This window comes from Paenibacillus mobilis, assembly GCF_058267595.1.
Genome location: NZ_JBZCMS010000004.1, coordinates 240,045 through 254,083, shown reverse-complemented (window position 1 = coordinate 254,083; position 14,039 = coordinate 240,045). Strand labels below are relative to the sequence as shown.

Annotated in this window: 15 protein-coding genes; 4 read left to right on the top strand and 11 right to left on the bottom strand. The window is 54.5% G+C overall.

Annotated elements, in window-relative coordinates; all coding sequences use genetic code 11:
- Positions 1–113 precede the first annotated feature (113 nt).
- Genes tatC through AC3ZPD_RS09765 form a run of 4 tightly spaced genes read right to left on the bottom strand, consistent with a single transcriptional unit; the run spans position 114 to position 2,579 of the window.
- The gene (gene tatC, locus AC3ZPD_RS09780; RefSeq protein WP_490984101.1) at positions 114–863 is read right to left on the bottom strand and encodes a twin-arginine translocase subunit TatC; all 750 of its coding nucleotides are present in this window, start codon (positions 861–863) and stop codon (positions 114–116) included.
- Between the two features lie 58 nt (positions 864–921).
- Positions 922–1,407 carry a MogA/MoaB family molybdenum cofactor biosynthesis protein gene (locus AC3ZPD_RS09775; RefSeq protein ID WP_490984307.1) on the bottom strand — a complete coding sequence of 162 codons (486 nt, stop codon included), beginning with the start codon at positions 1,405–1,407 and terminating at the stop codon, positions 922–924.
- 39 nt (positions 1,408–1,446) lie between these two features.
- Entirely contained in the window at positions 1,447–1,932 is a 486-nt protein-coding gene (gene moaC / locus AC3ZPD_RS09770) for a cyclic pyranopterin monophosphate synthase MoaC (protein WP_490984100.1), read from the bottom strand.
- 2 nt (positions 1,933–1,934) lie between these two features.
- Positions 1,935–2,579, bottom strand: coding sequence for a 5-formyltetrahydrofolate cyclo-ligase (locus AC3ZPD_RS09765; RefSeq protein ID WP_490984099.1), 645 nt, complete (start codon positions 2,577–2,579; stop codon positions 1,935–1,937).
- Positions 2,580–2,800: 221 nt separating this feature from the next.
- On the opposite strand from AC3ZPD_RS09765, the gene AC3ZPD_RS09760 reads away from it, so the two are divergent.
- From AC3ZPD_RS09760 to AC3ZPD_RS09750, 3 genes are all read left to right on the top strand, one after another.
- Entirely contained in the window at positions 2,801–4,756 is a 1,956-nt protein-coding gene (locus tag AC3ZPD_RS09760) for an ABC-F family ATP-binding cassette domain-containing protein (RefSeq protein ID WP_490984098.1), read from the top strand.
- A gap of 436 nt (positions 4,757–5,192) precedes the next feature.
- On the top strand, positions 5,193–5,573 hold the full coding sequence (locus tag AC3ZPD_RS09755; protein ID WP_490984097.1) for a rhodanese-like domain-containing protein: 381 nt from the start codon (positions 5,193–5,195) through the stop codon (positions 5,571–5,573).
- Positions 5,574–5,745: 172 nt separating this feature from the next.
- A complete protein-coding gene (locus AC3ZPD_RS09750) occupies positions 5,746–6,078 on the top strand; it encodes a DUF3889 domain-containing protein (protein WP_490984096.1) in 333 nt (110 codons plus the stop codon).
- Between the two features lie 85 nt (positions 6,079–6,163).
- Here AC3ZPD_RS09750 and msrA read toward each other — a convergent pair whose 3' ends face one another.
- Positions 6,164–7,183 carry a peptide-methionine (S)-S-oxide reductase MsrA gene (gene msrA / locus AC3ZPD_RS09745; RefSeq protein WP_490984095.1) on the bottom strand — a complete coding sequence of 340 codons (1,020 nt, stop codon included), beginning with the start codon at positions 7,181–7,183 and terminating at the stop codon, positions 6,164–6,166.
- A gap of 96 nt (positions 7,184–7,279) precedes the next feature.
- Here msrA and AC3ZPD_RS09740 point away from each other — a divergent pair, with 96 nt between their 5' ends.
- A complete protein-coding gene (locus AC3ZPD_RS09740; protein WP_490984094.1) occupies positions 7,280–8,578 on the top strand; it encodes an MFS transporter in 1,299 nt (432 codons plus the stop codon).
- A gap of 111 nt (positions 8,579–8,689) precedes the next feature.
- Here AC3ZPD_RS09740 and AC3ZPD_RS09735 read toward each other — a convergent pair whose 3' ends face one another.
- From AC3ZPD_RS09735 to tsaE, 6 genes are all read right to left on the bottom strand, one after another.
- A complete protein-coding gene (locus tag AC3ZPD_RS09735; RefSeq protein WP_490984093.1) occupies positions 8,690–9,427 on the bottom strand; it encodes a metallophosphoesterase family protein in 738 nt (245 codons plus the stop codon).
- 69 nt (positions 9,428–9,496) lie between these two features.
- Positions 9,497–10,465, bottom strand: coding sequence for a TRM11 family SAM-dependent methyltransferase (locus AC3ZPD_RS09730; RefSeq protein WP_490984092.1), 969 nt, complete (start codon positions 10,463–10,465; stop codon positions 9,497–9,499).
- A gap of 314 nt (positions 10,466–10,779) precedes the next feature.
- Entirely contained in the window at positions 10,780–11,841 is a 1,062-nt protein-coding gene (tsaD, locus tag AC3ZPD_RS09725) for a tRNA (adenosine(37)-N6)-threonylcarbamoyltransferase complex transferase subunit TsaD (RefSeq protein ID WP_490984306.1), read from the bottom strand.
- Positions 11,838–12,383 (bottom strand): ribosomal protein S18-alanine N-acetyltransferase, encoded by a 546-nt coding sequence (rimI, locus tag AC3ZPD_RS09720; RefSeq protein WP_490984091.1) that lies wholly within the window; start codon positions 12,381–12,383, stop codon positions 11,838–11,840. The genes tsaD and rimI overlap by 4 nt, the downstream gene beginning before the upstream one ends.
- Positions 12,384–12,396: 13 nt before the next feature.
- A complete protein-coding gene (gene tsaB / locus AC3ZPD_RS09715; RefSeq protein ID WP_490984090.1) occupies positions 12,397–13,233 on the bottom strand; it encodes a tRNA (adenosine(37)-N6)-threonylcarbamoyltransferase complex dimerization subunit type 1 TsaB in 837 nt (278 codons plus the stop codon).
- A 2-nt stretch (positions 13,234–13,235) separates the two neighbouring features.
- Positions 13,236–13,715 carry a tRNA (adenosine(37)-N6)-threonylcarbamoyltransferase complex ATPase subunit type 1 TsaE gene (gene tsaE / locus AC3ZPD_RS09710; protein WP_490984305.1) on the bottom strand — a complete coding sequence of 160 codons (480 nt, stop codon included), beginning with the start codon at positions 13,713–13,715 and terminating at the stop codon, positions 13,236–13,238.
- Between the last annotated feature and the right edge of the window lie 324 nt (positions 13,716–14,039).

The following is a 14,039-nucleotide window of genomic DNA, read 5'->3' as shown; positions in this document are numbered from 1 at the left end:
GACTCCTTCTAAAGTGCCTCTTTGCAAAAAAGCCGTTTGGACATTCCCTACTCATTCTATCCTTGGCAGAAAGAATATATTCCGGGATTATGCTCAAACGGACATGGTAGCGATCAGCCTTCCTGCTGTTGCGGATGCTGCTTTCGGTAGACGCGCGCCGACAAAACAATGCTGAATTCATACAGCAGCAGAAGCGGAACAAGCACCAGAAATGCCGAGAAAAAGTCGGGAGGCGTAATCGCGGCGGAGGCCACAACGAGCACGAAATAGGCCATTTTCCGCATTTTCCGCAGCTTCGCCGGATTCACGAGCCGGAGATGGGTCAGGAACAGCACCACCAGCGGCAGCTCGAATACCAGCGATACAGGCACTACGATGTTGGTAAGAAAGCGGAAATAGTCGGCCGCCCCGTAGGTTTCAACCAGGCCTAATTCCCTGTTGAGATTAGAGGTAAAATGAAGGGCCAGCGGGAACACCGCATAATACCCGAAGGCAGCTCCGCCGGCAAAGCTGAAAAATGCAAACGGAATATACTTCAGCGTCGCCCGGCGCTCCTCAGGCTTCAGGCCGGGGCTCACAAACGCCCACAGCTGATAGAAGGTAAAAGGCAAAGTAATGCCGAACGCGACGGTCAGCGCGATTTTCATATAAATGCCCACTCCGTCCCAGAAGGAAAAAGCATTTAAACGCAAATACGCTCCGCCGCTGCCTTTGGCCGTCAGATAGTGATAGACCGGCTCCGCCGCAAAAAAACCGCCGACCAGCACAAGGGCAAACACCAGCAATACGGCAAGCAGGCGTTTGCGGAGCTCCACGAGGTGGCTGGTCATGCTCATCGTTTTGGATGTGGATGGTTCGCTCATGTGATCCTCCTTGGCTGCCGCATCCTTTAAGCTGTCCTAAAAATTAAATAATGGCTGATTACAGACGGAATTGGCCAGTGACCATCAGCAGCGCTTCCGGAAGCTGTTCCATAATCGCGGCCAGATTTTCATGAACGCCTTTAGGGGTTCCCGGCAAATTGACGATCAGCGTTCTGCCCCGGATGCCTACGACGCCCCTGAACAGCATGGCGGCCGGATTCTTTTTCATCGCTCCCGCCCGCATCGCTTCCGCCAGCCCGGGCACCTCGCGTTCGATCACTCTCCGCGTAGCTTCGGGGGTAACATCCCTTGCGGCCAGCTCCGTTCCCCCGGTCGTTAAAACGAGATTGGCCTGAAAATAATCCGTCATTTCAATAAGTGCGGCAATAATTTCGTCTTCCTCGTCCGGAACGATTCGGTATTCGATAATTTCACCGTTCAATTCCTCTTCGACCAGTTCCCGGATCACCTGGGCGCTCGTATCCTCCCGTTCTCCCCGGGAGCCTTTGTCGCTGGCCGTGAGGATGGCTGTTTTCCACTTCATCATAAAGGTTATCCTCCATCCGCAATTAGGAACTCTGGGTTATTTCTTCTGATAATCTCCGCTTTTGCCGCCCTGTTTGAATTTCAGCTCGGTGGGACCGATGACAATATCCTTCTGCAGCGCTTTGCACATGTCGTAAACCGTAAGCGCCGCGGCAGATACCGCCGTCAGCGCCTCCATCTCCACGCCGGTGCGGCCTTCCGTTTTGACGGAAGCTTCAATATAAAGCTGGTCGTGGCCGTTGTCGGCAAACGTAATGTTCACGCCGGTCAGCGGCAGCGGATGGCACATCGGAATCCAGTCCGAGGTGCGTTTCGCACCCTGGATGCCGGCGATTTGGGCTACGGCCAACACGTCGCCCTTGTGAATGTTTCCTTGTCTGACCGCCTCCAGCGTCGAAGGCAGCATGGTGACGGTCGTGACGGCGACCGCCGTTCTGAACGTGGCTTCCTTACCGGACACATCCACCATTTTGGCCCGGCCCTGCTCATTAAAATGGGTCATGCCGCTTCCTGGTTGCTCCATGGTTATACATCCTTATCCTTGTTTATGTAAAATACGTTTGCTGCTGTTATCAATACGTCCAGCTTGAGATCATGGGGCTCGGCCGGAACCTGCTCCATCAGCTGCTCCTCGAACAGTAGAGAGCCAAACAGCGCAGCGCCGGCTTCCTTATTGTTATGCTCCTGCCGGAGACGTTCGGCAAAACGGTCGTAATAACCTCCGCCGTAACCGACCCGGCCTCCCTGCCGATCATAGACCAAGCCGGGTACCATAACAAAATCAATTTCGCCGTAGCGGTCTTCCGGCCAAACCGGACTGCTGGCCACCGGCTCTGGAATGCCCCACAGGCCGGATTCAACCGAATCCCAGCCCTCAAAGCGGTGAAGCGTCAGCCGTCTGCCTGTTGTAATTCTAGGCACAAGCACGGTGTCGCCCCGCTCCAGACAGCTGTCCACCAAGGGAACCGTCGAGGGTTCGTCCTTAAAAGACAAATAGGTAAACAGCGTCAGTCCCTTGCCCTGCCGGCTTTCCCGAAGCGGCCCCAGCACCCGGCTTTCCGCAAGCCTGCATGCGGCTTCTGACAACGTCAGGCGCACGCCTTCCTCTATTGAAGCCCGGTTTGCAGCAGCCTGCTGTCTGAGCAGTTGTTTGAGTTCTTTCTGTTCCATTTCGGGAGCCTTTCCGTTTAATAGTTCTACTAATTAGTTTATCATTGTTCCATGAAAATGAAAACAAGCCCGCCCCGCTTCCTGAAAGCTTGGTTTAAAATGCCTTAAACCGCTCTTTCCGGTGCAAATGGAGCCGGTTTCGGTTAAACTGAAAAAGAATATTGACCTTACTGCCGCCGCTCGCCGGCGGATGACCATAAAGATGGAGGATGTTTGTTATTATGCTGCTTCAAGCCTCAAATATTACGAAGCTTTACGGAGTAACCCCTATATTGGAAGGCATCAGCCTTCAGATTCAGGAACGCGAAAGAATCGGCCTGGTCGGCGTCAACGGCGCGGGCAAATCGACGCTCCTGAAAATCCTCGCCGGAGAAATGTCTTACGACGGGGGGCAAATTTTTAAAGCCAAAGAAACGACGCTGGGTTATCTCGCGCAGAACAGCGGCCTGGCCTCGGACAAAACCCTCTGGGAGGAGATGCTGCTGGTCTTCGCTCCTCTGCTCGATATGGAAGCGGAGCTTCGCCGCATGGAGCATCAGATTGCCGACCCTGCCGCCAATCACGAGGACAAAAGCTATCAGGACCTGCTGGCGCGTTACGCCCACAATTCCGACCGCTTCAAGGATCTTGGGGGTTATGAAATCGAAACGCGGATCCGCAGCGTGCTGCACGGAATGGGTTTTGGCGATTTCCCGCCGGATACCCCGATCGCCACGCTGAGCGGCGGCCAGAAAACCCGGCTGGCTTTGGCCCGGATTTTGCTGAAGGCGCCCGACGTCCTGATGCTGGACGAACCGACCAACCATCTGGACATCGAAACGTTGACCTGGCTTGAAGATTATCTGCGAGCCTATTCCGGCTCCCTGCTCGTCGTCTCCCACGACCGCTATTTTCTGGACCGGCTCGTTACGTCCATCGTCGAGATCGAACGCCATCAATCCAAACGTTATACGGGCAATTACAGCCGTTATGCCGAGCTGAAGGACGCGGAATACGAAAGCGCCATGAAGCAATACGAGAAACAGCAGGACGAAATCGCCCGGATGGAAGAGTTTATTCAGAAAAACATCGTGCGGGCTTCGACCACCAAACGGGCCCAGAGCCGCCGGAAAATGCTCGACAAAATGGAGGTGCTCGACAAACCGCTTGGCGATTTGAAGAAAGCCAGCTTCTCCTTTGAAGCGGAAATCATGTCCGGCCGTGAGGTGCTGCAGGTTGACCAGCTGGCCTATGCTTTTTCACCGGATCACCCTTTGTTTAAAAATGTCTCCTTCGAGCTGCGGCGCGGCGAAACCGCCGCTTTGATCGGCCCGAACGGAATCGGCAAATCGACGCTGCTCAAAATCCTGACCGGTGACCTTAAGCCGACTTCCGGCAAGGTCAATTGGGGCACGAAGATCCGGATCGGCTATTACGATCAGGAGCAGACCCATCTGACCGGCAGCAACACCGTGCTCGAGGAGTTATGGAGCGCTTATCCCCAGGTGGAGGAAGCCCGCATCCGCACCATTCTCGGCAATTTCCTGTTCAGCGGAGATGACGTGCAAAAACGGGTCTCCAGCCTGAGCGGCGGGGAGAAAGCGCGGGTGGCCCTAGCCAAGCTTATGCTGCAGAAAGCCAATGTGCTGATCCTTGACGAACCGACCAACCATCTGGATTTATACAGCAAGGAAGTGCTGGAATCCGCCCTGCTCGATTATGACGGAACGCTGCTGTTCATCTCCCATGACCGTTATTTTCTTAATAAAATGGCCGAACGCGTTATTGAGCTCCACCCGGAAGGCGCGCGCCATTTCCTAGGAAATTATGACGATTATGTCGAGAAGAAACAGGAGCTGGCCGAGATTGCCGCTGAGATTGCCGCATCGGCAGCTGCCAAACAGGCCTCTGCCAAGAAAGAACCTGCTGACATAAACGACGCCAAAACGGGCGCCGCTTCTTTCGAAGCCGATAAGCAGGCCAAACGCGAGGAACGGAACCGGCAGCGCCGAATGGAGCAGCTTGAAGCGTCCATTGCCAAGCTTGAGGAAGTGATCGGAGTGTTGGAGCACGAACTGACGTTGCCCGAGGTTTACCAGGATTATTTGGCCGTCCAGGAGAGACAAACTGCAATCGATAAACAAAAAGCGGATTTGGCGGAAGCTTATGCCGAATGGGAGCAGCTTGCCGAAGCTTGACTAATCTTTGTTTTCGGAGCATAAAAAGTTTTAAAAAATTCGAAATTACGACGTAAAATTTATGCACATGGTTATCCACAAAAACCGTGATTAATTTGGACAAAAAAGCAAGGAAAATCGGCTAAAATCCCGCTAATAACAATAACTTTGAAAGTCAAGGCCCTTTTATCCACCAAGTTGTTCACATTATCCACAGTTTTCACAGGTTAACGCCGGCAAAAACAGCTCTTTTTCCTGTTTCAATCAAACCCTTACTGGGTATGCTTACATTCCGTTTACAAACAAAAACTGCTGAATTGTGGATAATTTTGTCCACAGCTTGACAGATCCGGATAGGCCTTCTATTGTTCCTTGATGCGGGTTGTCTTTTTCTTGAAACAGGCCCGCCGCAATGTTAGAATTCAAAACGTTAGCCGATAAGGAGAGGAGCTGAACCATGAGCAAAATCATTTACGGAGTATCCCATGTCGATGCAGACGAGCTGCAGCAGATTTTGGACGATAAAGAACGGGGCACGATCGTTATCGACGTACGAGAGCCCTTTGAATATGAAGCCGGACACATCCCGACCGTCCCGCTCATTCCGATGGGCGAGATCGCCGAATATGCGGATGAGATGGATAAAGAACGGGAATATGTGTTTATTTGCCGGAGCGGTTCGCGCAGCTTAAATGTCGCTCGTTATTTTCAGGAGCTGGGCTTTGAGAAGATTCACAATTACGAAGGCGGCATGCTGGGCTGGGATAAAGAGATCGTTACCGGTCCCGAGAAGATCATTGATGATTTTACCGGCATGGAGCAGCTGGAACGCAAATAAGACAAATAAGCGCCGCGAGAGTCCATTTGGACGATCGGGGCGCTTATTTATAGTAAGGCTTACTTTGAATTAAGTCTGCCTCCCCTCCAATAAACAGGATGAGGTGCATATCCCTGCCTGTTTCACCGCATCCTATTACGAATACAACATTTAGGAAAAGGGGATTTTTATCATGTCGCTGGCGACATTGGTCAGACATTCCGTCGTTTCGTTTATTATGCACCTGTTCGCTCCTGCGGTTATCGCTTCTTCAAACGTTCATTTCGACGATCCGGCCTACGCCAAGTGGGGACAGATTGCCGTCCAGCAGGCCATTACCCAATACGGGGCTTCCGTGCTGGATTACCTGCACATCGGCAGATACACCATTTCCCCAACGGTCAGTGAAGAACGTTTTAAGCTTTGGCTGAAGAAAAACGACCGTGAATTCGGCGTCTATGTCTACGTCCGTTTCGACACCGCCACCGAAGAGCTGATCTCCGTTCATTTTCAGCAGGCGGGTTAGGCCGGCAGGAACGGACTAAAGACTAGCTAAGTCGGCTTTCTCTACCGGCCTCCCCTAGCCCCCATAACCTTGCCGTGTTCACCTTTTACTCCGAGCTTTGAAAAAGTCCCGCATACGCCCCGTAGCCTGCCGGCTCCAACTCCTCCTTAGGGATGAACTGCAGGGCGGCGGAGTTCACCTGATAAATAAAACCTGTCGGCGATTGATCGCTGCGCAGCAGGACGCCCAGGCGGGAGCCGGATAACCGGCTCCTCAGCACAGTCTTCACCCGGCCCCCGCCATAGTCGGCTTCCTTGCGGACAAAACCGGCATTCAGCGGTTGGCTGAAGCTTGGTCGGCCTGTTCCGGCATCGAATTGGTCCAACGTGCTGAACAGCGGATCCCCGTTAACGATATCTACGTAAATCCCCACTTCAGTCTGATTCCAATAGGCGTTGTCATATGCCGGTTCTTCGGCGCCATGCTGCGTCACCTCGTACTGCAGACGGGTAAGCCGTTTGCGGAGCTGCTCCCGGTCCCTTGGCCCGCGCCAATGTCTCTCGGCGAAATCTTCCCGGCCGGAAGCCTCATAATAAATATTGTAGTCGTTGCGATGCGTATTATAGTAGTTCTGATGAACGTCCTCTGCCGAATAAAAAGGGCCGGCCGGACTGATTTCCGTAACGATTTTGCTTTTAAAACGTCCGCTTCCCTCCAGCGCCTTTTTGGAGGCTTCGGCTTTCCGGCGCTGTTCTTCGCTATGCGTATAAATCGCCGTCCGGTAAGAAGCGCCCCGATCCATAAACTGTCCTCCGTCGTCCGTCGGGTCGATCAGCTGCCAATAAATGTCCAGCAAACGTTCATAAGGGAAAATTTCAGGGTCAAAAACAATCTGTACGGCTTCCGCATGCCCCGTCGTTTCGGTTCCTACCTCTTCGTAAGTCGGATTTTCGGTGTGCCCGCCCGTATAGCCCGATACAATCGAATATACCCCCGGAAGCTCATCGAAGGGTTTAACCATACACCAGAAGCAGCCCCCGGCAAAGGTGGCCGTTTCGGTTTTGGCCTGGTTTGGGGATGGTCCCGTTACCGGCTCGGGCTTCAGCCGCTGCTGTTTTTCGTTCATTGGCGGCTCCTCCTTTGTCCTAAATTAACGTTCCTTGTTTCAGCTTTGACATGATAGAATGGTAAAGTTGTTACCCCCGGAGGTGCATTCCATAAAATGCGTTTCATCCAGTCAGCCAGATATGAACTGAATAAATGGCCCGGCAATATCAAATTGTTTTTCCTTGCCAATATTTTATATCAAATCGGCACCGGTATGTTCAGTGTCCTTTATAATCTGTATATCCAGGGGCTCGGCTATAACGATGCCATGAACGGAAGAGTCGTCAGCATCCAATCTTTCGCCACGGCGCTTTTGTTTGTGCCGATCGGCATTTGGGGCGACAGAGCCAGCCGCAAAAAAATACTGATTATCGGCGCTTTGTTCAGCGGCGCGGCTTTCCTGCTCCGCTCCTTTATGTCCGGCGAAGCCAGCCTGCTCGGCCTGGCCGTGTTTACCGGCCTGTTCGCCTCTTTTTTTCAAGTGCTTTCAATTCCGTTTCTTGCCGAAAACGTCAAACCTAAAGAACGCCTTCGCATGTTCAGTTATTTTTCTTCCCTGGTACTGGCTTCTCAGGTCATCGGAAGCATGGGCGGCGGTCTGCTGGCCGATGCCTTGCAGGCAGCCGGGCTAAGCACCCTCTCAAGCCTGCAAACCGTACTCGCTATCGGCGGAGGCGCCACTTTTGCCGCGTTTCTTCCCATGCTGTTCGTGCGCGAGTCCAAATCAGCCGCGGCGGCCAGCGGTAAAGATTCCAAAGGCGGCGCGCTCCCGGCGGCCAAAGCGGACAAGAAAGGCCCGGCCGGCCAAACGGCCGCCGAATTTAAAACGATCGGCAAATTTGTTGTTGCCCAGCTCCTGATCGGGTTGGGCTCCGGGCTGGTGGTCCCTTACCTGAACCTGTATTTCACGAACCGATTCGCGGTGTCCTTGTCGTTGATGGGAATTCTGATCTCGCTCGGACAGGTGATGACCATCGTCTCCATGCTGATCGGTCCGACGCTGGCCAGAAAATTCGGTCAGGTGAAAGCGGTCGTTATTTTTCAGATGCTGTCGCTGCCTTTCCTGCTGCTGACCGGATTTACGCATTGGTTTGCGATCGCCGCCGTCAGTTTCCTGTTCCGCCAGGCGCTCATGAATGCGGCAAATCCGATCCAATCCTCCATCATGGTGGACCGGATCGGCGACCACCGGCGCGGCATCGCCAATTCCTTGACCCAAACGGCTTTTATGCTGGGCTGGGCTACGATGGGGCCCGTTCAGTCCCGGCTCGTAACGGATTACGGCAGCTATTGGGGATACGCCTTTACCTTCAGCATTACCGGCTGCCTGTATGTCGCAGCATCCTTGATGTATTTCTTCATGTTCCGCAAGTCGTCGTCTGACTCGGCGCAGCATACCGCTGCCGGCCTTTAGCCGGCGGCTTTTTTTAGGTTTTCAGGTTGGATATAAAAAGAGACACGTCCAATGCGGATACGTATCTCCCCGTTTATTTTTCATTAACCCAAGCGATTTAGATTCCGTCAGTCAATTCTGGTCCTTGCCCCGATATTGCCCGGTCCGAAGCTCTACCGCATAAGGCTCCACCAGCGGCATCACTCTTTCCTCGGCTTCCCGGACCGCTTCTTCCACATCGTAGGGGACCCGGACGAACTGCAGGCCAAACGGGGCGGTTTCACTCCCGCCGAATACCCCCTCCATAATAACATAGGAGGCCTGGATCATATCCAGCGAGTTGCCCACACTTCCCGCATTAAACAAGGTTTTTCCGTTATCCAGATGCTGCAGGAAAGCCGTATGGATGTCTCCGTAGCCGGCCACGTCAGCCGCCTTGTCAACCCGGCAGTGCTCCGACGGCTCGAACAGCGACTCCCTTTTCTCCACCTCATCCCAAGGATAAATCCGCTCATAAAGGCTTCGCGGGGAAGCATGGAACAGCCGGACCAGACGGCCGCTCATCTTAAATTCGATGCAAAAGGGCAGCGTCCCCAGATAAGCCAGACGTTCAGCCCCCAGCATGTCCTGATTCCAAAGAACGGCCTCGAATTCGCTCGGTTCCCGGATAAATTCATCCCAGTTGCCGGAAACGATTCTTTCGCATTTTTCCCGGAGCAGATCGACGGCCAGGTCGCCGTGCGGCCCTTTTCCTACAAGGTCGCCCAGACAAAAAATCCGCGAGATTCCCCGGTCCTGTATATCCTGAAGCACGGCTTTCAAAGCCGGCATATTTCCGTGAATATCTGAAATGATAGCGATTTGTTCCATGCGAGACATCTCCTTTTTCCGGGTACTCCCACTTCAATTATAGTCAAAAAGGACCGGCTTCCCAAACGTTCAGCTGCATATCAGCAACTGCCTTGAAAAACGGCTCTTATAGATGCTGCAGGACTCCGCTACCGTCCATCCCGCCTTGCGGAGAACGGGAAGGATGTCTTCGATGGTCACAATGACCGCCTCCGGAGCCAGCCTTCTGGCGCTAAGCAGCATCTCCAGCAATTCTTCTTCCGGCAGAACCGAACATAAATTATAAGGGAGGTCGAGAATAAGCGAATCGTATCTGCGTCCCTCGAGCTTCCGCATATCCGCAAGACCGACCGCCTCAGCCGGCATGCCGAAATGCCGGAGATTTTCCTTCGCCCCGCTTACGGCAAGCGGGTTGATATCAAACCCTTCGGCCCGGATGCCCATGGACAAAGCTTCGATCAATACGGTACCGATCCCGCAGCAGGGATCCACAAGGCTGTTTCTTTCGATCACCGGAACGGCTATATTGACGACCGCCCGGGCAACCCTGGTGCTCAGCGCCGTCGAATACTGACGCGGTTTGCTGTTATGTTTAAGCCATTCCGGCTCTCCAGGGGTACATTCGCCCAGCACCCAGCGGTGATTGGAATAAGCCAGGCCAAGCAGCCGGTCCGGCCGTTTCATCTCCGCTTTTCCTTTGATCCTTGAACCGATTTGGCGCTCAAGCGCCCTTTTTCCGTCGTAAGTTTCGGTCCGGTCCGCATCCAAATAACGCAGCTTGAAGGTAACGTCCCCAAGCTCAAGCCCGCCTGCTTTCTCTTCCAGCTGCTCCAGGGTTTCGCACTCGATCTGCACGGCCAGCCTTTCATGAAGGAACGGGCTGCGGGCAGGATCGATACGGATGCCGCTCTCCACATGACGGGAGCCGGGCTCCTCTCCCAGCAGCCGTCTAAGCTCAAGTCCGCAGAGCTCCCTCTCATCTTTATGGCAGGCATACGTGTAAAGCCAGGAAAGCGGCTTTAAAGTCGAATCAGAATCGGACAATCCCTCGTTCGTCATGCACAACCTCCTTGGTCGTCGGGTTAGTTATGGTGCCCTTTTATTCCGTTTCCATTTTTCTTCAGTACTACCTTTACAGCGTCATGCTATCCCTCACAGCTTCAAACTTTTGCCGGTCCCATACCAGGCCTAGTTCGATTAACGTTTTTCCGCCGATTTCGATTTCTTCTTTCACGGTTACGACCGCTCCTAAATGCTGGTAGAAGGTTTTGGCGGTATTATCCAATTTGAGTTTTATTTTGCTGGCTTGAACCGGGGAATGTCAATCGGGCATAAAAGAAATAACACCCGCCCCTCAGCGGGCGGGTGTTATGTTATTCAACCGACCAGGCCTCCAGCGAAAGGCCGGGTTCGGCTTTCAGGGACAAATCGGCGTATTCGCCGGATTGCCATTTAAGATAAGCCGCAGCACCGATCATGGCAGCGTTGTCGGTGCAGTAGGCGAGGGGCGGAATAATCAGCTCCACGCCTTCTCTTTCGCAGCGCTCCGTCAAGGTGGCGCGCAGCCCTTTGTTTGCGGCTACCCCGCCGCAAAGCAGCAGCTGCCGTGCCGACGTGGAACGGACGGCGCGGATTGCTTTTTCCACCAGCACCTCGATCACGGATTCCTGGAAACCGCGGGCGATAGCACCGTAATCCGGCGTTTCGCCTTTCATTTTGCTGCGGTTTACCAGGTTAAGCACGGCCGACTTCAAGCCGCTGAAGCTGAAATCGTAAGAGTCCGGCTCCAGCCAGACGCGGGGCAGCTCCTCCGCGATTGGGGATTCCAGCGCCGCTTTATCAACGAACGGGCCGCCCGGATAAGGATACCCGATCGCCCGCGCGACTTTGTCATAGGCTTCGCCGACCGCATCATCCCGGGTACGGCCGATAAGCCGGAAATGCCCTTCGCGTTCCAGCAGCACCAGCTCGGTGTGGCCGCCGGACACAACCAGCGCGACGCAGGGATAACGCAGTTCCTTAACCAGCCGGTTGGCGTAAATATGCCCGGCGATATGATGCGTGGCGATCAGCGGTTTATCCAGCGCAAACGCAAAACTTTTTGCCGCAACAACTCCGACCAGCAGCGCTCCGACAAGTCCCGGTCCCTGGGTAACGGCCACGGCCGACAAGTCTGCCGGCTGGATTCCGGCTTTCTCCAAAGCTTCTTCCATGATGAGGGTGATCACTTCAACGTGCTTCCGGGAAGCCACTTCAGGCACCACTCCCCCAAAGGCCCGGTGCGTGTCAATTTGGCTGGAAATGATGTTGCTGAGGACTTCCTTCCCGTTTCTGACCACGGACGCCGAAGTTTCGTCACAGCTGGTCTCCACCGCTAAAATATAACAATCACCGCTTGAAGCGTTTTCCTTCCGGCCGATGATCTCTGAGTTTATTCCCGGGTCTGCCAATTCATTTCGCTTCCTTCCCTGCCGCCTTCAACTTTCATCTTGTCCGATAAATCACACCACATAATAAGTGCATCTTCCCCGTTATCCGAATAATATCCTTTGCGCATGCCGATACCGCGGAAACCCAGCTTCTCATAAAGCGACTGCGCCACGTTATTGGATACCCGGACCTCCAGCGTCATCCGGATCATGCCGAGTTCCCAAGCGTAAGACATAAGCTGGCGAAGCAGCAGCTCGCCGAGCCGCTGGCCCCGGTGAGCCGTTCGGACGGCAATGTTGGTAATATGCGCTTCATCCAGCACCGTCCACATGCCGGCATATCCAATCGGCGCTCCGTTCCGTTCCATGACCAGGTAACGGGCGAACTGGTTATGCGTCAGCTCATTGCGGAACGCGTCGCTCGACCAGGGCAGGGTAAAGGATTCATGTTCTATGACCATAATATCGGGAATATCTTCCATCAGCATGGGGCGAAAAATAATTTCGTCCTTGTATGCCTGGTTAGTGCGTCTATTTTCGCTCTCCATAACTTGTCCCTCCTTACCTTCCCTGAAGTTTGTTCACTTCGGCTTCCGTTAGTTGGGTATAATTCGGCTGCAGCCCGTGGACATCGTCCCGTTCGCCGCGAAGCAGCCGGGCCGCGCCCAGCAGCCCGCCCCACGCGCCCTCCGGCGCGTATTCGGCGATGCGCAGCGCAGCGCCGAGCAGCGGCCGCAGCGATTCCGCCGCTGCGGCATGTTTGTCCGCGTCGCCGGCCAGCGTCACCGCGGACGGCCGCGCTTCCGGCGGCAGCGCGGACCACAGGGCCGCCAGGCTGGCCGTCCAATCCGCCATCAGGCGGATGCCGTCCGGCTCCAGCCGGCGGGTCAAGCTGCCCGGCGCTGCTTCAAACAGCGCCGTGTAAACCTGGCCGCGCCGCGCATCCATCAGCGGCACGACCCACTCCGCAGCGGCGCTGGCCTGCCCCGCCGCTGCCTCAGCACCGCCGCGCCCTTCCGCCGCCGGGATCAAATCCCCGGCGGCTAAACCTGCGCCGCGGGCCCACGCTCCGAGCGCCAGCATCTCCAGGCTGGAGATGCCGACGACCGGAATGCCCAGCGCCCAAGCGAGGCTTTTTGCCGCCGATACGGCAATCCGGATCCCGGTATACGATCCGGGACCCACGCCGGCGATAATACCCGACAGCTCCCGCCGACGGGTGCCTGACGCCCCGAGAACCTCCTGCACCGCCGGCATAAGCAGCTCGGCATGGCCGCGCTGGGCCAGCAGGTTGTTTTCGGAGAGCACGCGTGCGCCTTCCATGACCGCTGTACACAACGTCGCCGTGGAAGTGTCCATCACCAAATAACGGCGACCCGTTAAATTATTTTGTTCCATTGTTATACCCCATTTTCCTTCAGGTGCTTCGTCCAGGATTCATACGGCTCTCCCTGTCCACAGATATAGATCAGCCGTTCCTCCGACTCGGTAACTTCAATATATAGATGAAGCCTTGAATTCGGCAGCAGCTCTTCGATCAGGCTGCCCCACTCCACAAGCGTGACGCCCTCTCCGAAAAAATATTCATCCAGTCCCAGCTCGTCCGCTTCCTCCATGGACAAGCGGTATACGTCCATATGATAAAAAGGCAGCCTGCCTTCATACTCTTTAATAATCGTAAAAGTAGGGCTATTTACGTGCTCTTCCACGCCAAGGGCCACCGCAAAAGCCTGGGAGAAGGCCGTTTTTCCCGCGCCCAAATCGCCGTCCAGCACAAGAACCGTCCCCGGTTCAGCCAGAGCGGCCAGTTTTGCAGCCAGCCCCCGGGTGTCCTGGAGCTGCCCCGCCTTAATTACAAGCTGCGCGGTTTCTTTGTTGATCAACGCGCTACCGCCTTTCCGTTCAAGCAAAAAACTCGCATGTCCGCCCGGGTTCCTGCCCGGCTGCGGCAAACGCTGATTTTGCATGGTTTGTTTTTTGCATGGATTATTTTGCAAAGTTCGTTTTTACATGGATATTTTTTCATGGATACTCATGTCAGAACGCCGCTGAATCATTTTCAGGTCCTGATTTTTCTATCCCATTATATATTTCATGCCTATGTCCCGCAAGGACAGACAGCAGGCCGTCAGCCAATTTCTCCGGGATCTGCCTGCAATAATAAGGCTCCCCGCAACCATACTAAAGGGAAGAACAGCCCCTTT